Source organism: Pseudomonas sp. LBUM1652 (assembly GCF_059716105.1).
The window spans coordinates 4,704,964-4,728,296 of sequence record NZ_CP166804.1 but is presented as its reverse complement, the minus strand read 5'-3'; the positions used below and the strand labels follow the sequence as shown (position 1 = coordinate 4,728,296).

Sequence of the window (23,333 nt, the reverse complement as noted above, 5' to 3'; positions counted from 1 at the left end):
ACCCGTTTCACCAATCATGAATTGACTGATTGATCCTTCCGGCGTGCCCCGCTGCTGGGAGTGGAGTTCGCCTATGTCTGAAATCGAAGTAAAGAAAACACAGGAAAGCCTGCAGGATCGCCTGGCTCAAGTCGTTGAGCTGCTGCAGCGTCAACGGGTTGTTGAAGACCTGACTCATCGCCAGGAAGGCGCGCATCACGACCGGGTGGAAAACCTGGTTCACCGGCAAAATCTGGTCGAGCTGCAACGCAAGCTCGATGATCTGCACTCCGCCGACGTCGCCTACATTCTTGAAGCCTTGCCGCTGGACGACCGTCTGACGCTCTGGCAACTGGTCAAGGCCGATCGCGACGGCGACATTCTTCTCGAAGTATCCGATTCCGTCCGTGAAACGCTGATCGCCGACATGGACGATCACGAGCTCCTGGCTGCCGCCAAGGACATGGATGCCGACGAACTCGCTGACCTGGCCTCCGAGCTGCCGCGAGACGTCGTCCACGAGCTGATGGAGAGTCTGGATAACCAGCAGCGCGAGCGCGTGCGTTCGGCCCTGTCCTATGACGAGGAACAGGTCGGTGCGCTGATGGACTTCGAGATGGTGACGATCCGTGAGGATGTCAGCCTCGAGGTGGTTCTGCGTTACCTGCGCCGTCTCAAAGAGCTTCCTGGTCACACCGACAAACTGTTCGTGGTCGATTACGACGGTGTGCTCAAGGGTGTGCTGCCGATCAAGCGTCTGCTGGTCAACGATCCGGATAAGCAGGTGGCCGATGTCATGGCCAGTGATCCGGTGAGTTTCCATCCCGACGAAGACGCCTACGACGCCGCTCAGGCGTTCGAGCGTTACGACTTGATCTCCGCCCCGGTGGTCGACAAGAACGGCAAGCTGATCGGTCGTCTGACCATCGATGAAATGGTTGACCTGATTCGTGAGGAGAGCGAAAGCGAAGTCCTCAACATGGCCGGTTTGCGTGAAGAGGAAGACATCTTCGCTTCCGTGTGGAAATCGCTTCGCAACCGTTGGGCGTGGCTGGCGATCAACTTGATCACAGCGTTCATCGCTTCCCGGGTGATCGGCCTTTTTGAAGGCTCGATCGAGAAGCTGGTAGCGCTCGCGGCTTTGATGCCGATCGTGGCCGGTATTGGCGGTAACTCCGGTAACCAGACGATCACCATGATTGTGCGCGCCATGGCGCTCGATCAGGTCAGTACCGGCAACACTTCGCGCCTGATGCGCAAAGAGTTGGCAGTGGGGCTGATTAACGGTCTGGTCTGGGGCGGGGTGATCGGTGTGGTCGCTTACCTGCTCTACGGCAGTTGGTCACTGGGCGTAGTGATGACGGCGGCGATGACGCTTAACCTGCTGCTGGCGGCGCTGATGGGGGTGTTGATCCCGATGACCCTGGCGAAGATGGGCCGCGACCCGGCGATGGGTGCCAGCGTGATGATCACCGCGATGACGGACAGCGGTGGTTTCTTCATCTTCCTTGGTTTGGCGACCATCTTCCTGCTCTGATCGGCTGTAAACAAAAAGCCCGCCAATCGGCGGGCTTTTTTGTGTTCGCGAAAACTCAAATTCCAGGCAAAAAAAAGCCAGCAATCATGCTGGCTTGAGATGCTCGGTATGACTCAGGACGCGTCTGCGGCCATTTCGGCGTCGTGGGCGATCAAGGACACCAATGCGTTCTGCTGACGGTGAGACAGCTGACGGAAGCGTTGCAGCAGCTCGCGTTCGTGCAACGACAGCTCGGGGCTGTCCAGGCGCATGCTCAGCTCTTCGCCCAATGCACCTTCCTGAATAAGACTCTGCTCAAGGCGCGCAATGATCTCGGAGTTCATGCTGCGATGATGATTGCGAGCCACCTCGGCAATGCGTTCACGCATTCCGTCTGGCAGACGTACGACGAACTTGTCAGCCGTACGGCTGGAATAAATTGCCTGTTTCAATGGGCGCATATATTTAACCGGTTAGTTCAGGGGAGCGGTTCTCGGGATTGGCCGCAGGATGTGTGGTAGGACAAGCATCCGCGCCAAATGGTTCAACCTGAATTGTTAAGAGGCCCGCATCATGCCTCAAAATTGCCAGATCATTGGCGTCAATTCTGTGACAAATATTGATCCGGGTAAAGGCGTAATGCCAGCACCAATTATCAGAAATGCGGACTGGTTTGAAAACTTTGCCTTCGCCCGCATCATTGTCCGCTTACTGGTACACATCAATTGATGTCCGAAGACCTCAGAACGTGCATCCTATGCGGCGTTCGATCCGTGATCCTTGTCTGTACAGGATAGTGGCAATTTGCCGATTTACTAGCGTTGAAGCAGGCTGGAGGGCGTTTTCAAGATGGATGGCAGGCTTATTTATCTGATGGGACCGTCCGGGTCAGGCAAGGACAGCCTGATTGACGCTGCGCGCGAGCCACTGCGCGAATTGAACTGTTCAGTGATGCGCCGGGTAATCACGCGCTCGGCCGAATCGGTAGGCGAGGACGCGATCTGTGTAACGCCAGAAGAATTCGAAAAGCGTAAACGCAGCGGTGATTTTTCCCTGGCATGGCAGGCCAATGGACTTGCCTATGGCATCCCGGTGGAAATGGACGAATGGTTGAAAGCCGGAAGGCATGTATTGGTGAACGGCTCTCGCGCCAACCTGCGCCAAGCGCTTGAGCGGTACCCGACACTGCTGCCGGTTTTGTTGACGGTGAAGGATGACGTATTGCGTGAGCGCCTACTCAGACGCGGCCGAGAAACGATTGACCAGATCGACGCAAGGCTTGCCCGCAACGGGTTGTTCAAGGACAGGAGATCAAGTGATGCTCCTGTTCACCTGATCGACAACTCGGGCGCGTTGACTGACGCCGTCAATCAATTGCTGGATTGGGTAAAAATCAACGCAATACCGGATCAAACTTGATCCTGCGCCCGGCAACCAGTGCCAGCACGAACAACACCGCAAACACGCCGCAGCCAACCAGGGGCAGGGTGACTTCGGTTTCCTCGAACAGCGAAAAATGCACGACGCCACTCAATAAGGCGAGGATCAGAAATCCTGCTGCTGATTTGGACATGCTGTACTCCTGAAGATATTTCAAAAAACCAGACGTTCGGTAGCAAGTGCTGGCAAAGCCTGCTGAGGTTCGCTGACCGCTTGCGGTGCGAAGCTCTGATCGCTCAACACCGCCAACTGCGGTGCCCTCTGCACCTGCAAGTAGTGCGGCATGCGCTGGGCGACCGGCTCAGCACCCTCGGGGATAAAGTGGAAGCCCACCAAAACGGCCAATGCGATTGCGTTTGCAAGCAAGAGAGTGCTGTTCATGGGACGGTGCTCCGGTTGTTCTTCTATGGAACAGACAAAGCAGCCGTCGTGCCAACAGTCTAACCGCTGTTAAGTCCTTTAAAAACAAGCATTTGGAAGGGATTTTCGGGAGGTTCGGGTTGCAATCTGCAATGATGGCGTTTTGCAGGAGTGCAAAATGCACGGTAAATTTTCCCGCAGCATTGCAAGGTGCCTGCCTACACTTAAAAACCCCCTCGTACGACATGACAAATCAGGGCTCGGCCGTTAACATGCACGCCGTCCGTCGCGCAGCGTTCAGCCCGTGACAACCCCCGTGTCTCAGTAGCTCAATTGGATAGAGCATCCCCCTCCTAAGGGGAAGGTTGGCAGTTCGAACCTGCCCTGGGACACCATCAAATTCAAACAGAAAGCCCCGGTGCAATTTCGATTGCACCGGGGCTTTTTGCAAGCCGTATGTTTCCAGCTTCAGATTGCTGTTGGCAGCGCGCGCCTTGTCATTTGGCTAGTTGTCACCGTTCTCCTCGAACTTGCCAATCGAAGTGCTTACCTCGGCCTTCGAAGCTTTTGTGCAGTCCATTCCGGCCGCCGCTACGTGCTGGATAAACAGCAGCGCACAGGCGGACACGATCTAGCGTCCTTTGATGTACACGAGGTCAGCCTTGTATTGAAATGTGGGCAGGCGCGCAGGGTAATCGCAGTGAGAGGAATCTTGAAGCGCCCGCTTCAGAGAACGCCACTTCTGGCCGATAACCCAAACGGTGAGTTCAGACTCGAGCGAAATCGCTTGATGGCATTTGGCCGGCGGCTATCATCTGCGCGCCTGAATTTTGCCTCGGTTCATCTACTTCAATTGCCTGGAAATCCTCGATGCTGTCGTATCACCAAAAGAGTTTTCTGATCGTCGATGATTTCTCGGATTTCCGCAGTTCCGTGCGCTCGATGTTGCGCGAGCTGGGGGTCAAGGACGTGGACACCGCCGACACCGGCGAGCAGGCGCTGAAGATGTGTGCGCAGAAGTCCTACGATTTCATCCTGCAGGATTTCCATCTCGGCGATGGCAAGAAGAACGGCCAGCAGGTCCTTGAAGACCTGATGTCGGAAAAGCTCATCAGCCACGAAGCCGTGTTTGTCATGGTGACGGCCGAAACCAGTCAGGCAATGGTGCTCAGTGCTCTGGAGCACGAGCCGGATGCGTACCTGACCAAACCGTTCAACCGTTCCGGCCTGGCCCAGCGGCTGGAGCGTCTGGAGCAGCGCAAGACGTTGCTCAAACCGATTCTGCAAGCCCTCGACCGTGGCAAGCCGGCCGAGGTGCTTAACGCCTGCATCGCTCTGTGCAAGCAGGACATCCGTTATTCGCCGCTGTGCCTGCGCTACCGCGCCGATGCCTTGCGCGACATGAACCAGAACGAAGCACTGGAACGTCTCTACGACAGCATCATCGCTGACCGACCGTTGCCGTGGGCGTTTGCCGGGTTGGGCAAACTGCTGTTCAAGCGTGGGCAAGTGGCGCAGGCCAAAGGTGTCTACGAAAAAGCCTTGAAGGTGTTTCCGATGATGCCGGCGCTGTATGACGGCATGGCCGATGTGCTGGTTTCCGAGGGCGACACCAAAGGCGCGCAGCGGGTGCTGGAAGAGGCGATTCGCCTGTCGCCGCTGGCCGTGCGCCGGCAGGCCTTGCTCGGCAAGCTGGCGATGGCTAACGAAGATTTTGATACCGCCTCGCGGGCTTATCGCCAAGCTGTGTCGCAGGGCGCGCAGTCGCGCTTCAAAGATCCGGAAAGCAATCTCGGCCTGGCCCATGCGCTGATCAGCAAAGGCAGTGAGCGCGGTCTCGATACGCGCACGCGTCTGGAGATCAACACCACCCTAAGCGCCGTGGCCAAAGAGAACCCGAGCGACCCCGGTTTGCAGATTCGTGCGCGTTTGATGAAAGCCACCAGCCTGCTGCTCAACGATGCCGAAACCGCCGACAAGCTTACCGAGCAGGCAATGATGCGTCTCGACGGCATGGAGCAGTTCATGAGTCCGGAAGCGGCGCTGCTCGTCGCCAAACAGTTGCAGATGCTCGGTCAGGCTGAGGCGGGCACGTCGATGCTCAAGAGCTGTGCGGAAATCTACGGCGACGATCCGGCGGTGATGAAAGACATCGCCAAGCTCACCGATGACCCGACGATTCTCAGTTCGAGCAATGCCGCCGCCGACCTCAACCGTCAAGGCGTGCGCGTGTACAAGACCGGCAACCTGGTGGAGGCCCGCGAGGTGTTCCGCAAGGCGCTGAAGATGCAACCGAAGAACATCAGTATCGCGCTGAACATGGCTCAGTCGCTGCTGCACGGCACCGACACCAGTGTGCTGTCGGCGGAACTGGAAGAATGTCGGGCCTGCCTGAAACTGGTTGGCCTGATGCCCGATACCGACGCGCGTTACTCGCGTTATCAGAAGCTGAAAAGCAAGGCGTTTGGCGAATGAACCACTCTGATCCGGCTTTGGATTTTTCCACGGTGATCGCCTCCACCGTTCATGACATGAAAAACTCGCTGGCCATGCTGATGCAAGCCCACAGCCAATGGCTGGCGCGCTTGCCCCAAGAGCTGCGCTCCGGCACGGAGCAGGGCGTGATCGACTTCGAGTTCGCCCACCTCAACGGCATGCTGGTGCAGTTGCTCGGGCTGTATAAGCTCGGCGTCAACCAGATGCCGCTGCAACCGGCCTATCACGAACTGGATGATTTCATCGAAGCACAACTGGCGGCGCATCAAGAGGTGTTCGCCAGTCGCGCAATTGTCGCGACGTATGAAGTCGATCCGCTAAGCCCGCTGGGTTTCTTCGACCGTGAACTGATCGCGTCGGTGCTGGGTAACTGCATCAACAACGCCATTCGTTATGCCCGTGAGTCGCTGCTGATCACCGTCAGTGACGAGGCCGGGCAATTGGTGTTGAGCATCAACGATGACGGCGACGGTTACCCGGCCGAGATGCTCGAACGTCAGGCCGATTACGTGCAAGGCATCAATCACAGCAGCGGCAGCACCGGCCTCGGATTGTATTTCGCGGCTCGTATTGCGGCGTTGCATCAACGCAATGGTGTTGAAGGGCGCACGGAAATCCATAACGGCGGCCCGCTGGGCGGTGGGGTATTCAGTCTCTACCTGCCGTGATGCGGGCTTTTTGCATGACGCCGCTTGATATTCCGAACAGGCGGAGCCTATTTTGTTCGGGTCGCCGTTCGCGGCTCGCACAACAACAAGGATTGCGTCATGACAACCGATGGCCAGTGTTCACTCGCGCAGCGATTGACGGGCATTGATGAGATTGAATGTGTCACGCCGGATTTGAATGGCGTACCGCGCGGCAAGGTGATGACCGCCGAAGGTTTCCTAGAGGGGCGGCGTTTGCAGTTGGCGCGGGGAGTGCTGCTGCAATGCATCATGGGTGGATATCCTGCGGCGCGGTTTTACGGCAGCGATGATGGCGACCTCGCATTGGTCGCCGACCCTGGGCAGATTCATCCTTTGCCATGGAGCGACGAGCCACGCGCCCTGGCGATTTGCGATGCCGACGAACTGACCGGCGAGAGCTCCAACCTGTCGACCCGTGGCCAGCTCAAAAAAGTGATCGCCCGTTACGCGGCGCGAGGCCTGGCGCCTGTGGTGGCGACCGAGCTGGAATTCTTTGTTTTCGCCCCGAACACCGATCCGACTCAACCGTTCCGCCCGCCAGTTGGCCTCGACGGCCGCCGCGAGGATGGCTTGTCAGCCTTCAGCGTCAGCTCCAACAACGGTCTGCGGCCGTTTTTCAGCGAAGTTTATAAATGCATGGCGGCCCTCGGTTTACCGCGCGATACCTTCATGCACGAGATGGGCGTCAGCCAGTTCGAGATCAACCTGTTGCACGGTGATCCACTGTTGCTGGCCGATCAGACGTTCCTGTTCAAGCATCTGCTCAAGGAAGTCGCGCTCAAACATGGCTTGACCGTGGTGTGCATGGCCAAACCGCTGGCGCACACGCCGGGCAGTTCGATGCACATTCACCAGAGCATCGTCGAAATTGCTACCGGCAAGAACGTTTTCAGTGACGAGAAAGGTGAGCCGACCGCAATGTTCCGCCATTTCATAGGTGGGCAGCAGGCGGGCATGGCCGACTTCACCGCGCTGTTTGCACCGAATGTGAACTCTTATCAGCGTCTGTGTCACCCGTACGCTTCGCCGAATAACGCTTGCTGGTCGCACGATAACCGCGCTGCAGGGCTGCGGATTCCGGCCAGTTCGCCGGTTGCCCGTCGGGTCGAAAACCGTTTGCCGGGCGCTGACGCCAACCCATATCTGGCGATCGCCGCCAGTCTGGCCGCGGGTTTGCATGGGATCGAGCATGAGCTTGAACCGAGCGAAGCGATTCAGGGCGAGTTCGCGGTGCCGGATAATCTTTCGTTGCCGTGTACCTTGCATGCCGCGCTCGAACGTCTGAAACGTAGCCAATTGGCCAGGGAACTGTTCGGACAGGAGTTCATCGAAGGCTACATCGCTTCGAAGACCATGGAGTTGACCAGCTTCTTTGATGAGATAACTCCCTGGGAACGGCGTGTTCTAGCAGCCCAGGCCTGACGAACCGTCGCCATAGGGCTATCGTTTTGGTAGCCCGATATTCACTGCAAGGAGCCGCTCGGAACGCCGATGCGCCAAATCTGGAAATCCTTTCGAGCGCTGTATTTCGCCTCGCTGATGATGTTGATCGGCTCGGGCCTTTTGTCTACTTATCTGGCTTTGCGCCTGGCCGCTGACAATGTCGATGGACTGTGGGTCGGTGCGCTGATGGCGGCCAACTATTTCGGTCTGGTACTGGGCGGCAAGATCGGCCACCGGCTGATCGCCCGGGTTGGGCATATCCGTGCATATTCCGCGTGTGCCGGGATCGTCGGCGCGGCGGTGCTGGGCCACGGTCTGGTGGACTGGCTGCCGGCGTGGCTGGTGCTGCGGACGATTGTCGGTCTGGGCATGATGTGCCAGTACATGGTGATCGAGAGCTGGCTCAATGAGCAGGCCGACGCCAATCAGCGCGGCCTGGTGTTCAGCGGCTACATGATCGCTTCGTATCTGGGGCTGGTGCTGGGTCAGTTGATTCTGGTCATGCACCCGGGCCTGGGCCTGGAACTGCTGATGCTGGTCGCCCTGTGCTTTGCGCTGTGTCTGGTACCGGTGACGCTGACCCGGCGGATTCACCCGGCGCCGCTGCATCCGGCACCGATGGAGCCGCGTTTCTTCATCAAGCGTGTGCCGCAATCGTTGAGCACGGTGCTCGGTGCGGGTCTGATCATCGGCTCGTTCTATGGTCTGGCGCCGCTGTATGCCTCGCAGCAGGGGCTGTCGACCGAGCAGGTCGGTCTGTTCATGGGTAGCTGCATTTTTGCCGGATTGCTGGTGCAGTGGCCGCTGGGCTGGTTGTCCGATCGCTATGATCGGGCGCTTTTGATCCGCTGCTTCGCCGGGTTTCTCGCGGTGGCGGCCTTGCCACTGGCGATCCTGCCGCAGGTGCCGCTGGAGGTGCTGTTTGTGGTCGGCTTCCTCTGTTCGCTGGTGCAGTTCTGTCTGTATCCGCTGGCGGTGGCGTTTTCCAACGACCACGTAGAGGGTGATCGCCGGGTGTCGCTGACGGCCATGTTGCTGGTGACTTACGGGGTTGGCGCCAGTATCGGCCCGCTGGCCGCTGGTGTGTTGATGAAATTCTTCGGCAGTCAGAGCCTGTACGCGTTCTTCAGCTTCTTTGCGCTGGTGCTGGTATGGCGGATACGGCCGAAAGCCGTCACCAATCTGCATCAGGTCGACGACGCGCCGCTGCATCACGTGGCAATGCCGGACAGCATGTCCAGCTCGCCGCTGGTGGCGGCCCTCGACCCGCGTGTTGATGAGCAGGTGGTGCAGGAGCAGATGCAGAATACGGTCACGCCGGAACCAGAACCAGAACCTGAGATAGAACCGGAGTCTGAGCCGGCAGAAAGTCCGGATGACGACAGCGACAAACCCACCCCGGATATCAGTGGCGCCAGGCCTTGAAGCATCGTCGGAAGTAAAAAAGGGCAGTCCCGCCAAGGACTGCCCTTTTCATTTGCATGTTCGAATCACATGTCGTCTTTATCGAAACGCCGTGCTTCACGCTGCAACTGATAGACGAAGCGTTCAACGTTACGTGCCGCCTGACCACTGATGTTGTGGAAGCGCAGACCGGCAAACGTGATGTTGAGTTTTTCTTCGAAGTGCAGATAGCGCAGTTCTACGGATACAGGCTGATTGCCGAACAGCGGCGGGGCGATCATGCGGTCGTAGACCTGGCCCAGTTGCAGGCGCTCGGTGATGTCACCTTCAAAGCGCAGTTTGCAACCGGTGGCGGAAATATCCAGCAGCTTGCCGTTGATTGGCGCCTTGAGCTTTTCACCGCCCAGTTCGACGCCGACCAGGTCGGTCAGCTTCAATGCGGCGCGGAAGGCGTTGCGGCGTTGGTGGTAAACCACCTCGGTCGGCAGTTCGCCAGTGTAAAAGCGGTCGCCGTCGGATTCTTCGATGTTCAGCGTGCCGGTGCATTCCCAGGCAATGCGTACACCTTCATGAAAACCTTCGATCTTGAACGGTTCGCCGGCGAGCAGGAAGCGCTCGCCATCGCGCGGGATCATTTCGTCCAGAGCCATTGATGCGGTGTCGCGGTCGACTTTGATCAGGTAGGTCTGGAAACGCTGGCTGCGTTCATGGAACGTGATGATCAGCGGGTCGTGGCTATCTTGCAGCTGGCGCAGGTTGCTGGAGATTTCCAGTGGCGTGGTGAGCACCTTTGGGGGCTGCGGAGCATCATCCGCGCTTAGCGTGTTGGACACGGTTTATCACTCTCCAGACAAAATATGACGACTGGCCAGTATTTTGCCAGTATGTTTCGCGAGTTGATAGGGCTGGCGCATCAACGGCTCATGCCTGGCTGAATGTACGCGGCTTGGCGGGTTTGGCAAAAGTGCCGCTGGCGTCATACAGCGCTGGCGGTTCGCCCCCGTTGAGGATTTTCAGCTGATTGGCCGTGGCGGCCTGCTGTACCTGGATCGACTGGCCATTGTTGACGTTGGCCGCCTGGCATTGGGCGATGAGGTCAGTCAACAAGTCGCTCTTGCTGAGCAACTGCTCGCCGATGCTCGACTGGCTGGCGAGTTGCTCAAGACCCTGCCGATTGGTCGGCAGGTTGAGGCTGGCGAGGATTTCGCTGCGTTTGCGGCCATGCTGTTCAAGCAGAATGATCAATGCCTGTTTGCGCGCCAGAATTTCTTCCAGCAGTGGCATGTCGCGACCGTGCAAGGCGAGGGATTCGGTTTGCAGTAACTCCAGCAATTGTTGAGCTGGAGCAAAGTCGTCGATGATCAGTTGCAGTAAATTAGTGTCGTGCATGGCTGGCCTTGGGTTTTAAGCGTCCAAAAGCCTGGCGCAGGCAAAAGCCTAGCGCTGGGCTTCGAAGTTGAGCAGTTTGCTGGCTACACGGTTGCTGTCGACTTTATAGCTGCCATCGGCAATCGCGGCTTTCAACTCGGCCACACGGGCTTTGTCGACAGCAGGTTGATCGCGCAGCTTGTCAGTGACCTTCTGCAACTGTTGAGCCTCATTGCTGAGGTGTACCGATTCCCCGCTCTTTGCGGTACTGGCCGATTCGGCCTGGGTATTCAGCGGCGCGGAGGTGCCGGTTTCGGCGGTTTCCTTGGCGTTGCTGGTACGTGTACTGCCCGTAAGTGACGAGGAGCTGTTCAAACGGCTGAAATCGATGACCATGATAAAAACCTCTGGGAATTTGGACGCTTGCCATGTTTTCGGCCATCCCCTGGAAAACTTTAGGCCCATTTATCAATGAGCTTGCATGCGCCGGCGCGTGTCCTGCTGCGGCACAGTTTAGGGAAGCGACGGGGTCCGCGCCAGTTTTCTCATCAGCGTTTTACATGGCCACTTCCACCTGGCCCGGCGCGGTGACCTGCGCCTTGATGACTCGTTGGGAGTTAAGGTTTTTCACCCGGATCTGTTCTTTCAGGCCGCCATTGGCCAGGGCTTCACCGGGCATGCGCACGGCGAGCGTGCCGCTGCGGGCGGTGATGACCACTTGATCACCCTTGCGCACGACTTCGGCCTGTTCCAGATGCACCAGGGTAATGACCTGATCAGCGACCGTTGGTCGGGTTAATTTTTGCCCGATCGCTTCGTCCACCGACGTCAAGAAACCTTGATTGATCACGCTGACGTCGCGCTCGCGCAAGGTCACGTCCTGAGGTTCGATTATCCCGGCGCGTTTGAGCGGTCGGGTGGTGGTCACAATCTCGCGAAACAGGCGGACTTGAGCGGGCACGAACACCGTCCAGGGCGAGGCGCCTTCACAGCGAACCTTCACGGTTACCCGGCCCAGCGGACGTGCCGGACTCTCCAGAGACGCTGTCAATTCCTTGTCGCACATAGGCATGCGCATACGGGGGTCGAGCTGGTTGACTTCGATTTCGTAGCGGCCTTCCGTTTGACTGGTTGCCAGATAGTCTTCTACGGTGAACTCAAGAAAGCCCTGAGTGACGCCGATAAGCATGTCAGGCAAGGTAACCGCATCAGCAATGGCAGGGCTGCCGGCGAAGAAGAAGCAAACGGCGGACACCGCGCAAAGCCCTCTGCGAAGGGGAGATGTCAGGCGTCGGAAAAATGTCGTTTGAGCGTTCATACGAGTTAAAAAGCAAGCGCCGTGCCGTTTAGCAATGAATGTGCGTCGCAACAACACTTGGCGTTGGTGTAGGAGTCTGGGCATGGCTGGTGTAATGGATTCGGTGAACCAGCGCACGCAACTGGTAGGGCAGAATCGCCTGGAGCTGTTGTTGTTCCGTCTCGACGGCCAGCAGCTCTATGGAATCAACGTGTTCAAGGTGCGGGAAGTGCTGCAATGCCCGTCGCTGACGTTGATGCCCAAGTCCAGTCCTGTCGTGTGCGGGGTGGCGAATATCCGGGGGGCGACCATTCCGATCCTTGATCTGGCAATGGCGACCGGTTCCGGGGCGTTGAAAGACAAGAAAAATCCGTTCGTGATCATCACGGAGTACAACACCAAGACCCAGGGATTCCTGGTCCGCTCGGTGGAGCGCATCGTCAACATGAACTGGGAAGAGATCCATCCACCGCCCAAGGGCACGGGTCGCGATCATTACCTGACCGCTGTGACTCGGGTGGACAATCAGTTAGTCGAAATCATCGACGTCGAGAAGGTACTGGCCGAAGTTGCGCCAACGCCGGAAGCGATTTCGGTGGGTGTGGTTGATGTCGAGACCCAGACCAAGGCGTTGTCGCTGCGGGTGCTGACCGTCGATGACTCGTCGGTGGCGCGCAAGCAGGTCACGCGTTGCCTGCAGACGATCGGCGTCGAAGTGGTGGCGTTGAACGACGGCAAGCAGGCGCTGGATTACCTGCGCAAGCTGGTCGACGAGGGCAAGAAGCCGGAAGAAGAGTTCCTGATGATGATCTCCGACATCGAGATGCCGGAGATGGACGGGTACACCCTGACGGCGGAAATCCGCGGCGACGCGCGCATGCAAAAGCTTCATATCATCCTGCATACTTCGTTGTCGGGGGTATTCAATCAGGCGATGGTCAAGAAAGTCGGTGCCGATGACTTTTTGGCCAAATTCCGTCCTGATGACCTGGCATCCCGGGTAGTCGACCGGATCAAAGCAGCAGATATCAGCTAGGGGCCTTTTGTCCCTGGCGGTCAACACGATTTAAGAGGCGGCATCATTGTCTACGGGTAATTTGGATTTCGAACAGTTCCGGGTCTTCCTGGAAAAAGCCTGTGGCATTTTGCTCGGTGAAAACAAGCAGTACCTGGTCTCGAGCCGTCTCAACAAACTGATGGAGCAGCAAGGCATCAAGTCGCTGGGTGAGCTGGTCCAGCGCATCCAGACCCAGCCGCGCAGCGGTTTGCGCGAGCAGGTGGTTGATGCCATGACGACCAACGAAACCCTGTGGTTTCGTGACACCTATCCGTTTGAAGTCTTGAAGAACAAGGTGCTGCCCGAGGCCATCAAGGCCAGCCCCAACCAGCGTCTGCGGATCTGGTCGGCGGCCTGCTCGTCGGGGCAGGAACCGTACTCGCTGTCGATGTCGATCGACGAGTTCGAGCGGACCAACCTCGGCCAGTTGAAGATGGGCGTGCAGATTGTTGCCACGGACTTGTCCGGCCTCATGCTGAACAATTGCAAGACCGGCGAGTACGACAGCCTGGCGATCGGGCGGGGTTTGTCTGCCGATCGTTTGCAGCGTTACTTCGACCCGAAAGGGCCGGGACGCTGGGTGATCAAGGCGCCGATCAAGAACCGGGTGGAGTTTCGCTCGTTCAACTTGCTCGACAGCTATGCCGCGCTGGGCAAGTTCGACATCGTGTTCTGCCGCAACGTGCTGATCTACTTCTCCGCCGAGGTGAAGAAAGACATCCTGTTGCGCATTCACAGCACGTTGAAGCCGGGCGGTTATCTGTTCCTTGGCGCTTCCGAAGCGCTGAACGGTTTGCCGGATCATTACCAGATGGTCCAGTGCAGCCCGGGGATCATTTACCAGGCGAAATGATTGCATCGGCAACACAAAAAAGACGGGAGGCCCTCAAAGCCTCCCGTTTTTTTATGCCCGATGATTCTGCTTCATGTAGGAGCTGCCGAAGGCTGCGATCTTTTGATTTTGTTTTTGAAGATCAAAAGATCGCAGCCTTCGGCAGCTCCTACAGGGCAAGGGCAGGGCTGAGAGCGGCAGAAAAGCGGCATCTGGCGGAAACCGGTTGCCGCTTTTCTGGCATTGCCGCTTTGCCGATGCCCGGCAAAGCCCCGGTTTACGGGGACTTCTCGCATTGGCACGCCGCTTGCTAAAGCTCAGTTACGAAAAACCGGTCACCCGAAGGTTCCCGACATGAGCATCAGCTTCGATAAAGCGCTCGGCATTCACGAAAAAGCCCTGGGCTTCCGCGCCCAGCGTGCCGAAGTCCTGGCCAACAACATCGCCAACGCCGATACCCCGAACTACAAGGCGCGGGATCTGGAATTCTCCAAAGTGCTCGAAGCACAGACCGAGAAAACCAAGAGCGGTGGCACGTTTGCCCTGAACATGACCAACAGCCGTCACATCGAGGCTGAAGGACTGGGCAACGGCGACGAGTCGCTGATGTATCGCACGCCGATGCAACCGTCGATCGACCAGAACACCGTGGATGCACAACTGGAACAGTCGAATTACGCGGAAAACGCCGTCGGCTTCCAGGCCAGCTTCACGCTGCTCAACAGCAAATTCAAAGGGCTGGTATCAGCCCTGCGCGGAGAGTAATCCATGTCCCTGTCCAGCGTTTTCAACATTGCCGGTAGCGGCATGAGCGCACAAACCACGCGTCTGAACACCGTGGCTTCGAACATCGCCAACGCCGAAACCGTCTCTTCGAGCATCGACCAGACCTACCGCGCCCGTCACCCGGTGTTCGCCACCATGTTCCAGGGTGGCCAGAACAGCGGCAGCAACTCGCTGTTCCAGAGCCAGGATGCGGCCGGTCAAGGCGTGCAGGTACTCGGTGTGGTCGAAGACCAGAGCAACCTCGAAGCGCGTTACGAGCCGAACCATCCGGCCGCTGACGGCAAAGGCTACGTCTACTACCCGAACGTCAACGTGGTGGAAGAAATGGCTGACATGATTTCCGCGAGCCGTTCCTTCCAGACCAACGCCGAAATGATGAACACCGCCAAAACCATGATGCAGAAGGTACTGACCCTCGGTCAGTAATAAGGGGCGACTGCCATGAGTGTTTCCGATTCCACCAGCGGCGTAAGCATCAAAGACGTTCTGGCCAATTCTTCGGTCAAGACCGGGACGACCACTGATGGTCTGGCTGCGGCCACCAACAGCGCCACCGGCAAGCAGGCTTTGGGCAAAGATGCCTTCCTGCAACTGCTGGTCACCCAACTGAAGAACCAGAACCCGCTCGATCCGCAGGACAACAGCGAGTTCGTCGCTCAGTTGGCGCAGTTCAGCAGCCTGGAAGGCATCACTACGCTGAACGACACCGTCACCGGCATTGCCGGCAACTACAACTCCTCGCAAGCATTGCAGGCGTCGTCGCTGGTTGGCCGTTCGGTCATCGCGCAGACCGACAAGGCTGTAGTCGACACCAGCAAAAGCCTCAATGGCACCGTCGTGGTTCCGGCCTCCGGCGCAGTTTCGCTCTCGATCAAAGATGCCGATGGCAAAGTCGTGCGCACCATCGACATGGGCACCCAGAAAGCCGGCAACGCCAGCTTCATCTGGGACGGCAAGGACGCTTCCGGTGCGGTCGCGAAGGCGGGCACTTACACGTTCACCGCCAGCGCCACTTACGACGGCAAGGCCACTTCGCTGGTGACTTACCTGCCAGCGACCGTCAACAGCGTGACCATCAGCCAGACCGGCGGTGAGTTGATGCTGAACCTGGCGGGCCTGGGCAGCGTTGCGCTGTCCAAAGTACAAACCATTGGTATATAGAGCCGACTAACCGGCACAAAGGAGTGGAATATGTCTTTCAATATCGGCCTTAGCGGTCTCTATGCTGCCAACAAGCAACTGGACGTGACCGGCAACAACATCGCCAACGTTGCGACCACCGGTTTCAAATCGTCCCGTGCAGAATTCGAAGACGTGTACTCGGCCACTCGCCTGGGTACCGGTAGCAAAACCGTCGGTAACGGCGTGCGTCTGGCCAACGTTTCCCAGCAGTTCGGCCAAGGTGATGTGAACAACACCGGCAACGTGCTGGACATGGGTATCCAGGGCAACGGTTTCTTCATCCTCAGCGACAACGGTTCCCTGAGCTACACCCGCGCCGGTGCATTCAAGACCGACGCTGAAAACTACGTGGTCGATAACAACGGTAACCGTCTGCAAGGCTATGGCGTCGATGCCAACGGCAAGATCATGACCGGCGTGCTGACTGACCTGAAGATCGACACGTCGGCCCTCAAGCCGAACGCGACGTCCAAGATCGACCAGACCATGAACCTGAACTCGGAAGACACCAAGCCAACCGTGGCGCCGTTCAGTCCGACCGATCTGAACAGCTATAACAAGCTGATTTCCACGCCGGTCTATGACACTCAGGGTAACGAGCACCGCATGGATCAGTACTACGTGAAAACGGGTACCAATGCCTGGAGCGTCTACACCTACATGGATGGTCGTACTCCATCGGATCCGGCCAACAACACCCTGGTGCCGATGACTCACGACCTCACGTTCAACTCAGATGGTTCCATCGCGACCCTGACGGCTGGCGCTGGCTGGACCAAAACCGGCAACACCCTGACCATGAGCGGCTGGATTCCAGGTGTGGTGACCAACGCGACGACCTCGCCAGTGACCTGGGGGCCGAACGGTTCCGATGCCAACTCGACCGGTATCGCGTTCAACACCGCGTTGACCACGTCCTATAACGCTCCGACCGCGCGTACTGCGCAATATCAGGACGGTTATGCGACTGGCCAGATCTCCAGCCTGACCATCGATTCGACCGGTGTGATGACGGCTAACTTCAGCAACCAGCAGACCAAGGCGATTGGTCAGGTGGCGGTGGCGAGCTTTGCCAACGAGCAGGGTCTGCAGCCGATTGGCGGCACGCGCTGGAAGGAGACGTTCGCGTCGGGTGTGGCCGGGGTTGATTCGCCGAAGACCGGTACGCTGGGTTCGATCGTGTCGAACTCGCTGGAAGAGTCGAACGTTAACCTGACCAATGAGCTGGTGGATCTGATCAAGGCGCAGAGCAACTATCAGGCGAACGCCAAGACCATCTCCACCCAGAGCACCATCATGCAGACCATCATTCAGATGACTTGATGCTGGTTGGCGCTGCATAAGAAGCCCCTCGTGAGAGGGGCTTTTTTTTGCCTGGTGGAATCAGGATCAAAAGATCTTAAAAGGCAGGCAAAAGAAAACCCCCGACAATCCAGAGGACTGATCGGGGGTTTTCAGGTCAGCGCCTTGCAGCTCTCACCGGCTCAGCTTATTGGCAAGCTTCGCAATCCGGCTCGTCAATCGCGCAAGCCTTTGGCACTGGAGCGGGACCGGCCGGAGCTGCCAGAACCGAATCATCACCATGGTTGCCGCCGCTGGATACAGCGTTCAGCTTGCCGGTGTTGATGGTCGACTTCTCGGTGCTGGTCGCGGCCAGGGCACGGAGGTAGTAGGTGGTTTTCAGACCACGGTACCAAGCCATGCGGTAGGTCACGTCGAGTTTCTTGCCCGATGCGCCGGCGATGTACAGGTTCAGCGACTGGGCCTGGTCGATCCACTTCTGACGACGGCTGGCCGCGTCAACGATCCACTTGGTGTCCACTTCGAACGCGGTCGCGTAGAGCTCTTTGAGTTCTTGCGGGATGCGCTCGATTTGCTGAACCGAACCGTCGTAGTACTTCAGGTCGTTGATCATGACCGAGTCCCACAGACCGCGAGCCTTGAGGTCGCGAACCAGGTACGGGTTGATCACGGTGAATTCGCCCGACAGGTTCGATTTCACATACAGGTTCTGGTAGGTCGGTTCGATCGACTGCGATACGCCAGTGATGTTGGCGATGGTCGCGGTCGGTGCGATGGCCATGATGTTGGAGTTACGAATGCCTTTCTGTACACGGGCGCGAACCGGTGCCCAGTCCAGGGTTTCGTTCAGGTCAACGTCGATGTACTTCTGGCCGCGTTGTTCGATCAGGATCTGTTGCGAATCCAGCGGCAGGATGCCTTTGGACCAAAGCGAACCGTTGAAGGTCTCGTACGCGCCGCGCTCGTCGGCCAGGTCGCAGGACGCCTGGATCGCGTAGTAGCTGACCGCTTCCATCGACTTGTCTGCGAACTCGACGGCAGCGTCGGAGCCGTAGGCGATGTGCTGCAGGTACAAAGCGTCCTGGAAGCCCATGATGCCCAGACCTACCGGACGGTGACGGAAGTTGGAGTTCTTCGCTTGCGGCACCGAGTAGTAGTTGATGTCGATCACGTTGTCGAGCATGCGCACGGCGGTGTTCACGGTGCGTTGCAGCTTGGCGGTGTCCAGCTTGCCGTCGACGATGTGGTTCGGCAGGTTGATCGAGCCCAGGTTGCAAACAGCGATTTCATCCTTGTTGGTGTTCAAGGTGATCTCGGTGCACAGGTTCGAGCTGTGAACCACGCCGACGTGCTGCTGCGGGCTACGCAGGTTGCACGGGTCTTTGAAAGTCAGCCATGGGTGGCCGGTTTCGAACAGCATGGACAGCATTTTGCGCCACAGGTCTTTGGCCTGGATGGTCTTGAACAGCTTGATCTTGCCCGGGTACTCGGACAGCGCTTCGTAGTACTCGTAACGCTCTTCGAAGGCTTTACCGGTCAGGTCGTGCAGGTCCGGTACTTCGGATGGCGAGAACAGGGTCCACTTGCCGTCATCGAAGACACGCTTCATGAACAGGTCAGGGATCCAGTTGGCAGTGTTCATGTCGTGGGTACGACGACGATCATCACCGGTGTTCTTGCGCAGCTCGATGAACTCTTCGATGTCCATGTGCCAGGTTTCCAGGTAGGCACACACAGCGCCTTTGCGCTTGCCACCCTGGTTAACGGCTACAGCGGTGTCGTTCACGACTTTCAGGAACGGAACAACGCCTTGCGACTTGCCGTTGGTGCCTTTGATGTACGAACCCAAAGCACGGACAGGCGTCCAGTCGTTGCCCAGGCCACCGGCGAATTTCGACAGCATGGCGTTGTCGTGGATCGCGTGGTAGATGCCCGACAGGTCATCCGGAACGGTGGTCAGGTAGCAGCTCGACAGCTGTGGACGCAGGGTGCCGGCGTTGAACAGTGTTGGAGTCGAGGCCATGTAGTCGAAGGACGACAACAGGTTGTAGAACTCGATCGCACGGTCTTCTTTGTTCTTCTCTTCGATCGCCAGGCCCATGGCCACGCGCATGAAGAAGATCTGCGGCAGTTCGAAACGCACGCCATCCTTGTGGATGAAGTAACGGTCGTACAGGGTTTGCAGGCCCAGGTAGGTGAATTGCTGATCACGCTCGTGGTTGATCGCCTTGCCCAGTTTTTCCAGGTCGAAGGTGGCCAGCACAGGGTTCAGCAGTTCGAACTCGATACCTTTGGCGATGTAGGCCGGCAGGGCCTTGGCGTACAGGTCGGCCATTTCGTGATGGGTGGCGCTTTCGGCGACTTCGAGGAAGTTCAGGCCTTCGGCACGCAGGGTGTCCATCAGCAGGCGGGCGGTCACGAACGAGTAGTTCGGCTCACGCTCAACCAGGGTACGGGCGGTCATCACCAGAGCGGTGTTGACGTCGGTCAGGGCCACGCCGTCGTACAGGTTTTTCAGGGTTTCGCGCTGGATCAGGTCGCCGTCGACTTCTTCCAGACCTTCGCAGGCCTCGGTGACGATGGTGTTCAGGCGGCCCATGTCCAGCGGCGCCAGGCTGCCGTCGGCACGGGTGATACGGATCGACGGGTGCGCGTTGACCGCTTCTTCGGCCGGCGCGTGGGCAGCGCGTTCTTTCGAACGGCCGTCACGGTAGATCACGTAGTCGCGAGCGACTTTCTGCTCGCCGGCACGCATCAGGGCCAGTTCGACCTGGTCCTGGATTTCTTCGATGTGGATGGTGCCGCCCGAAGGCATGCGACGCTTGAAGGTCGCGGTGACTTGTTCGGTCAGACGGGCAACGGTGTCGTGGATTCGCGACGAGGCGGCAGCGGTGCCGCCCTCAACTGCGAGAAACGCTTTGGTGATAGCGACGGTGATCTTGTCATCGGTGTAAGGAACGACAGTGCCATTGCGCTTGATCACGCGCAGTTGACCAGGCGCGGTAGCTGCCAGATCCGAATTCGAATCGGCGGCCTGCGGCAAGGTGCCCTGCGGGTTCTCGCGAGTTGTGTCGGTTTGCATGGGGGATTGTCTCCACATTCTCTATGTTTGTTTGAGCACCATCATGGTGCTCACCGTTCTGTCCCGAAGCACTACAACCGACGAGCGTCGGCCTAACAACTTCGGAGCAGTAGGAAAAAGGCTACATCGCCGCGTCCCTGCCGAAGTTTTGGTTGCGAGCCTGCGCTCGAACCGGATTCCTTCCCGGGTGACAGTAATGACTGCAACACCCATACCGTTCTTTGCCATTTGGAGCTAAAAAAACGGTGCCATCCGCAAGCGCGGTTTGGGCTTCGAAAAACTTGTTTCGTTCAACCCGAAACTTGCCATAAAGCGCTTGAGTTTCAGGTCTGAAATGTGGTTGGGCGTTTCAGTCGAAAACCCCATATGTAGGGTCTCCATTTTCGCCGTGCTACAAGATAATGCGTTTCAGGGGAGGAATGCAACGGACAGCCTGTGGATAAACCTGTGCGTAAATTGTGTAAGAAAGCAGGAATTCACGTGTAGGCCGCGAACCCACTGAGCTAGACCGTTTGTCACTGTTCTTTCAACCGGAAAAACGCTTCAGCGGATTTTTAAGGGCGCGAACCCTATCACAAAAAACCGCCTTGTCCGAACGCATTTACCGACTTGTGTTCTGGCTGTACGCCGTTTATACAATCGGCCCATGCGCAGGCATTCTTATCCTCCAGAAAGATGACAAAAAGACCGGAGGATCCCTTCTTTTATTAGTAAACCTGGCAAGCAGAGGTCACCCGTGGAGCAACAAGCCTTTCAGGTATTGATAGTCGAGGACGATCAGCGTCTGGCCGAACTCACTCGCGACTACCTGCAAGCCAATGGATTGCGCGTCGAAATCGAAGGCAACGGTGCGCTGGCGGCGGCGCGGATCATCCAGGAACAGCCGGATCTGGTGATCCTTGATCTGATGCTGCCCGGTGAAGATGGTCTGAGCATTTGCCGCAAGGTGCGTGACCGTTATGACGGCCCCATCCTGATGCTCACCGCGCGCACCGATGACGCCGACCAGATCCAGGGGCTTGATCTCGGCGCCGACGATTACGTGTGCAAACCGGTGCGCCCACGGCTGTTGCTGGCGCGGATTCAGGCGTTGCTGCGACGCAGTGACACACCGGAGCCGAGCGCGGAAAAAAGCCGCCGTCTGCAATTCGGCCCGCTGGTGGTCGACAACGCCTTGCGCGAAGCCTGGTTGAGCGACAACGGCATCGAACTGACCAGCGCCGAGTTCGACCTGCTCTGGTTGCTGGTGTCCAATGCCGGGCGAATCCTCTCCCGCGAAGAAATCTTCACGGCGTTGCGCGGCATCGGCTACGACGGCCAGGACCGCTCGATCGATGTACGTATTTCGCGCATCCGCCCGAAAATCGGCGATGACCCTGACCATCCGCGCCTGATCAAGACCATCCGCAGCAAAGGCTATCTGTTTGTCCCTGAAGCCTGCGTAGACCTGACGCTGTGAACTCGATCTTCCTGCGCATCTACGGCGGCATGTGCGCCGCGCTGATTCTGGTGGCGGTGCTCGGCGTGCTGGCGCTGAACCTGCTCAACCAGGTGCGCAGCGAGCAATACCGCGAGCGGCTGGCCCATGGCACGTTCTCGCTGATGGCCGACAACCTGCAACCGATGAACCAGACCGAGCGCCATCGTGCGCTGCTGGTGTGGGAGCGTTTGCTCGGGATTCCGCTGGCGCTGAAGAAGTTTGCCGAGACCGATCTCGACCTGACCCAGCGCACCCGCGTGCTGCGCGGCTCGGCGTTGGTGGAGCAGACCGGCCCGCACGCGGCGAAGGTTTACCGACTGGTCAGTGACAAAGAACAGCTTGTGCTGGTAGGAGAGGTGCAGCAGATCAGTGAGCAATTGGCTCGCGCGACTATTTACCTGTTGGCCGATGAGCTGGTGCGCGTGCCAGTGGCCGAGCAGCCCAAGCGGTTGGCGCAGATAAAGGAAGACAAGGGCTTCGGTTTCGATCTGCGTCTGGTCACGGTGAACGACGCCGATATGGACGAAGACCAGAGCCGTCGCGTGGCCGAGGGCGACACGGTTATGGCGTTGGGCAAGGGGGGGGATTCGATCCGGGTGTTTGCCGGCATGGTCGGCACGCCGTGGGTGCTGGAAATCGGTCCGTTGTATCAGATGAATCCGTATCCACCGGAGTGGCTGGTGTTGATCGCTGCGCTTGGCCTCAGTTTGATCGGTCTGATCGTTTATCTATTGGTGCGCCAACTGGAGCGGCGCTTGCGCGGCCTCGAAGCGGCGGCCACGCGGATCGCCAAGGGCAGTCTGGAAACCCGCGTGCCGGCGCGCGGTGCCGACTCGGTCGGGCGGCTGGCTTCCGCGTTCAATGGCATGGCGGAGCACTTGCAGCAATTGCTGGCGATCCAGCGCGAACTGGTGCGCGCGGTGTCCCATGAGCTGCGCACGCCGGTGGCGCGGTTGCGTTTTGGCCTGGAGATGATCGGCTCGGCGACCACACCGCAAGCGCTGGAAAAGTACCGTGAAGGCATGGATCACGACATCGAAGACCTCGATAAGCTGGTCGATGAAATGCTCACTTATGCACGACTGGAGCAGGGTTCGCCGGCGCTGACATTCCAACGCATCGACCTTGATGCGCTGGTCAATCAAGTGATTGAAGAGTTGGCGCCGCTGCGTGCCGAGGTCACGGTGCAGCGCGGCTTGTGCCTGTCGGCCGCCGACAATGACGATGCCTGGGTCGAGGCCGAGCCGCGTTACCTGCACCGGGCGCTGCAGAATCTGGTGAGCAACGCCATGCGCCATGCAGGCTCGAAGGTCACGGTGAGTTATCAGGTCGGCCAGTTGCGTTGCCGGGTAGACGTCGAGGACGACGGGCCGGGTGTGCCGGAAGTGGCGTGGGAGCGGATTTTTACGCCGTTTCTACGGCTGGATGACAGCCGCACGCGGGCGTCAGGCGGGCATGGATTGGGCTTGTCGATTGTGCGACGGATCATCCATTGGCATGACGGCCGGGCGATCATTGGCAAGAGCAAAAGTCTGGGTGGGGCTTGTTTCAGTTTGAGTTGGCCGAGGAATCAGGAGCGCCGCTGAGCCCCGCAGTGGCTGGACGATAGCTTTCGCGAGC

22 protein-coding genes and 1 tRNA gene are annotated in these 23,333 nt (G+C 58.3%); 15 read left to right on the top strand and 8 right to left on the bottom strand.

From position 1 onward, the window contains the following. The first annotated feature begins 73 nt into the window (after positions 1 to 73). Positions 74 to 1,516, top strand: a complete 1,443-nt coding sequence (gene mgtE, locus ACA069_RS21300) for a magnesium transporter (RefSeq protein ID WP_187679273.1) — start codon at positions 74 to 76, stop codon at positions 1,514 to 1,516. 113 nt (positions 1,517 to 1,629) lie between these two features. On the opposite strand, the gene ACA069_RS21295 is transcribed toward mgtE, so the two are convergent. Then, positions 1,630 to 1,956, bottom strand: a complete 327-nt coding sequence (locus tag ACA069_RS21295; RefSeq protein ID WP_003178899.1) for an Arc family DNA-binding protein — start codon at positions 1,954 to 1,956, stop codon at positions 1,630 to 1,632. 388 nt (positions 1,957 to 2,344) lie between these two features. Here ACA069_RS21295 and phnN point away from each other — a divergent pair, with 388 nt between their 5' ends. Then, entirely contained in the window at positions 2,345 to 2,914 is a 570-nt protein-coding gene (phnN, locus tag ACA069_RS21290; protein ID WP_497615153.1) for a phosphonate metabolism protein/1,5-bisphosphokinase (PRPP-forming) PhnN, read from the top strand. On the opposite strand, the gene ACA069_RS21285 is transcribed toward phnN, so the two are convergent. Both ACA069_RS21285 and ACA069_RS21280 read right to left on the bottom strand, forming a co-directional pair. After that, entirely contained in the window at positions 2,889 to 3,068 is a 180-nt protein-coding gene (locus ACA069_RS21285; RefSeq protein ID WP_401271944.1) for a PA3371 family protein, read from the bottom strand. The two genes, phnN and ACA069_RS21285, sit on opposite strands and share 26 nt — an antisense overlap. 20 nt (positions 3,069 to 3,088) lie before the next feature. Continuing rightward, positions 3,089 to 3,316, bottom strand: coding sequence for a hypothetical protein (locus ACA069_RS21280; RefSeq protein ID WP_305439312.1), 228 nt, complete (start codon positions 3,314 to 3,316; stop codon positions 3,089 to 3,091). A 297-nt stretch (positions 3,317 to 3,613) separates the two neighbouring features. Here ACA069_RS21280 and ACA069_RS21275 point away from each other — a divergent pair. From ACA069_RS21275 to ACA069_RS21255, 5 genes are all read left to right on the top strand, one after another. Beyond that, a tRNA-Arg gene (locus ACA069_RS21275) sits at positions 3,614 to 3,690 on the top strand. A gap of 475 nt (positions 3,691 to 4,165) precedes the next feature. Beyond that, on the top strand, positions 4,166 to 5,770 hold the full coding sequence (locus ACA069_RS21270; RefSeq protein ID WP_497615152.1) for a response regulator: 1,605 nt from the start codon (positions 4,166 to 4,168) through the stop codon (positions 5,768 to 5,770). Next, complete coding sequence (locus ACA069_RS21265; protein WP_497615151.1) at positions 5,767 to 6,459, top strand: sensor histidine kinase; 693 nt, start codon at positions 5,767 to 5,769, stop codon at positions 6,457 to 6,459. Before ACA069_RS21270 ends, ACA069_RS21265 begins: the two co-directional genes overlap by 4 nt. A 201-nt stretch (positions 6,460 to 6,660) precedes the next feature. Beyond that, positions 6,661 to 7,902 (top strand): glutamine synthetase family protein, encoded by a 1,242-nt coding sequence (locus tag ACA069_RS21260; protein ID WP_489879129.1) that lies wholly within the window; start codon positions 6,661 to 6,663, stop codon positions 7,900 to 7,902. A 69-nt stretch (positions 7,903 to 7,971) separates the two neighbouring features. Beyond that, positions 7,972 to 9,348 (top strand): MFS transporter, encoded by a 1,377-nt coding sequence (locus ACA069_RS21255; protein ID WP_401271941.1) that lies wholly within the window; start codon positions 7,972 to 7,974, stop codon positions 9,346 to 9,348. Between the two features lie 65 nt (positions 9,349 to 9,413). On the opposite strand, the gene ACA069_RS21250 is transcribed toward ACA069_RS21255, so the two are convergent. From ACA069_RS21250 to flgA, 4 genes are all read right to left on the bottom strand, one after another. After that, positions 9,414 to 10,160: a flagellar brake protein gene (locus ACA069_RS21250; RefSeq protein ID WP_401271940.1), complete on the bottom strand. Its 747-nt coding sequence runs from the start codon at positions 10,158 to 10,160 to the stop codon at positions 9,414 to 9,416. 88 nt (positions 10,161 to 10,248) lie between these two features. Further along, complete coding sequence (locus tag ACA069_RS21245; RefSeq protein ID WP_401271939.1) at positions 10,249 to 10,716, bottom strand: flagella synthesis protein FlgN; 468 nt, start codon at positions 10,714 to 10,716, stop codon at positions 10,249 to 10,251. Positions 10,717 to 10,764: 48 nt separating this feature from the next. Beyond that, positions 10,765 to 11,091: a flagellar biosynthesis anti-sigma factor FlgM gene (gene flgM / locus ACA069_RS21240; protein WP_187679263.1), complete on the bottom strand. Its 327-nt coding sequence runs from the start codon at positions 11,089 to 11,091 to the stop codon at positions 10,765 to 10,767. A 160-nt stretch (positions 11,092 to 11,251) separates the two neighbouring features. After that, positions 11,252 to 12,013, bottom strand: a complete 762-nt coding sequence (flgA, locus tag ACA069_RS21235) for a flagellar basal body P-ring formation chaperone FlgA (protein WP_187679262.1) — start codon at positions 12,011 to 12,013, stop codon at positions 11,252 to 11,254. An 82-nt stretch (positions 12,014 to 12,095) separates the two neighbouring features. Here flgA and ACA069_RS21230 point away from each other — a divergent pair, with 82 nt between their 5' ends. From ACA069_RS21230 to flgE, 6 genes are all read left to right on the top strand, one after another. Continuing rightward, positions 12,096 to 13,028 (top strand): chemotaxis protein CheV, encoded by a 933-nt coding sequence (locus tag ACA069_RS21230; RefSeq protein WP_103304087.1) that lies wholly within the window; start codon positions 12,096 to 12,098, stop codon positions 13,026 to 13,028. Positions 13,029 to 13,074: 46 nt separating this feature from the next. Then, on the top strand, positions 13,075 to 13,902 hold the full coding sequence (cheR, locus tag ACA069_RS21225; RefSeq protein WP_463555402.1) for a protein-glutamate O-methyltransferase CheR: 828 nt from the start codon (positions 13,075 to 13,077) through the stop codon (positions 13,900 to 13,902). 333 nt (positions 13,903 to 14,235) lie between these two features. Beyond that, the gene (gene flgB, locus ACA069_RS21220) at positions 14,236 to 14,646 is read left to right on the top strand and encodes a flagellar basal body rod protein FlgB (RefSeq protein WP_187680887.1); all 411 of its coding nucleotides are present in this window, start codon (positions 14,236 to 14,238) and stop codon (positions 14,644 to 14,646) included. A 3-nt stretch (positions 14,647 to 14,649) separates the two neighbouring features. Then, on the top strand, positions 14,650 to 15,093 hold the full coding sequence (gene flgC / locus ACA069_RS21215; protein ID WP_187680888.1) for a flagellar basal body rod protein FlgC: 444 nt from the start codon (positions 14,650 to 14,652) through the stop codon (positions 15,091 to 15,093). Positions 15,094 to 15,108: 15 nt separating this feature from the next. Continuing rightward, positions 15,109 to 15,828, top strand: coding sequence for a flagellar hook assembly protein FlgD (flgD, locus tag ACA069_RS21210; protein WP_401271937.1), 720 nt, complete (start codon positions 15,109 to 15,111; stop codon positions 15,826 to 15,828). 30 nt (positions 15,829 to 15,858) lie between these two features. Next, positions 15,859 to 17,172 (top strand): flagellar hook protein FlgE, encoded by a 1,314-nt coding sequence (flgE, locus tag ACA069_RS21205; RefSeq protein ID WP_497615150.1) that lies wholly within the window; start codon positions 15,859 to 15,861, stop codon positions 17,170 to 17,172. 166 nt (positions 17,173 to 17,338) lie between these two features. Here the strand turns inward: flgE and ACA069_RS21200 are convergent, their stop codons facing one another. After that, positions 17,339 to 20,233 carry a ribonucleoside-diphosphate reductase subunit alpha gene (locus ACA069_RS21200; RefSeq protein WP_187680891.1) on the bottom strand — a complete coding sequence of 965 codons (2,895 nt, stop codon included), beginning with the start codon at positions 20,231 to 20,233 and terminating at the stop codon, positions 17,339 to 17,341. A 736-nt stretch (positions 20,234 to 20,969) separates the two neighbouring features. Here ACA069_RS21200 and ACA069_RS21195 point away from each other — a divergent pair. Together ACA069_RS21195 and ACA069_RS21190 are read left to right on the top strand one after the other, a co-directional pair. After that, the gene (locus ACA069_RS21195) at positions 20,970 to 21,692 is read left to right on the top strand and encodes a response regulator (protein WP_489878958.1); all 723 of its coding nucleotides are present in this window, start codon (positions 20,970 to 20,972) and stop codon (positions 21,690 to 21,692) included. Continuing rightward, positions 21,689 to 23,299 (top strand): ATP-binding protein, encoded by a 1,611-nt coding sequence (locus ACA069_RS21190; RefSeq protein ID WP_497615149.1) that lies wholly within the window; start codon positions 21,689 to 21,691, stop codon positions 23,297 to 23,299. Before ACA069_RS21195 ends, ACA069_RS21190 begins: the two co-directional genes overlap by 4 nt. Positions 23,300 to 23,333: the final 34 nt, after the last annotated feature.

What these genes read in the sequence shown, in the direction of transcription:
- ACA069_RS21260 (WP_489879129.1), top strand. Translation starts at nt 6,661, where the DNA reads ATGACCGCCGAAGGTTTCCTAGAGGGGCGGCGTTTGCAGTTGGCGCGG.
- flgB (WP_187680887.1), top strand. Translation starts at nt 14,236, where the DNA reads ATGAGCATCAGCTTCGATAAAGCGCTCGGCATTCACGAAAAAGCCCTG.
- ACA069_RS21295 (WP_003178899.1), bottom strand. Translation starts at nt 1,956, where the DNA reads ATGCGCCCATTGAAACAGGCAATTTATTCCAGCCGTACGGCTGACAAG.
- ACA069_RS21270 (WP_497615152.1), top strand. Translation starts at nt 4,166, where the DNA reads ATGCTGTCGTATCACCAAAAGAGTTTTCTGATCGTCGATGATTTCTCG.
- ACA069_RS21255 (WP_401271941.1), top strand. Translation starts at nt 7,972, where the DNA reads ATGCGCCAAATCTGGAAATCCTTTCGAGCGCTGTATTTCGCCTCGCTG.
- ACA069_RS21230 (WP_103304087.1), top strand. Translation starts at nt 12,096, where the DNA reads ATGGCTGGTGTAATGGATTCGGTGAACCAGCGCACGCAACTGGTAGGG.
- mgtE (WP_187679273.1), top strand. Translation starts at nt 74, where the DNA reads ATGTCTGAAATCGAAGTAAAGAAAACACAGGAAAGCCTGCAGGATCGC.
- ACA069_RS21265 (WP_497615151.1), top strand. Translation starts at nt 5,767, where the DNA reads ATGAACCACTCTGATCCGGCTTTGGATTTTTCCACGGTGATCGCCTCC.
- flgC (WP_187680888.1), top strand. Translation starts at nt 14,650, where the DNA reads ATGTCCCTGTCCAGCGTTTTCAACATTGCCGGTAGCGGCATGAGCGCA.
- ACA069_RS21280 (WP_305439312.1), bottom strand. Translation starts at nt 3,316, where the DNA reads ATGAACAGCACTCTCTTGCTTGCAAACGCAATCGCATTGGCCGTTTTG.
- flgM (WP_187679263.1), bottom strand. Translation starts at nt 11,091, where the DNA reads ATGGTCATCGATTTCAGCCGTTTGAACAGCTCCTCGTCACTTACGGGC.
- flgA (WP_187679262.1), bottom strand. Translation starts at nt 12,013, where the DNA reads ATGAACGCTCAAACGACATTTTTCCGACGCCTGACATCTCCCCTTCGC.
- flgE (WP_497615150.1), top strand. Translation starts at nt 15,859, where the DNA reads ATGTCTTTCAATATCGGCCTTAGCGGTCTCTATGCTGCCAACAAGCAA.
- ACA069_RS21245 (WP_401271939.1), bottom strand. Translation starts at nt 10,716, where the DNA reads ATGCACGACACTAATTTACTGCAACTGATCATCGACGACTTTGCTCCA.
- phnN (WP_497615153.1), top strand. Translation starts at nt 2,345, where the DNA reads ATGGATGGCAGGCTTATTTATCTGATGGGACCGTCCGGGTCAGGCAAG.
- ACA069_RS21285 (WP_401271944.1), bottom strand. Translation starts at nt 3,068, where the DNA reads ATGTCCAAATCAGCAGCAGGATTTCTGATCCTCGCCTTATTGAGTGGC.
- flgD (WP_401271937.1), top strand. Translation starts at nt 15,109, where the DNA reads ATGAGTGTTTCCGATTCCACCAGCGGCGTAAGCATCAAAGACGTTCTG.
- ACA069_RS21200 (WP_187680891.1), bottom strand. Translation starts at nt 20,233, where the DNA reads ATGCAAACCGACACAACTCGCGAGAACCCGCAGGGCACCTTGCCGCAG.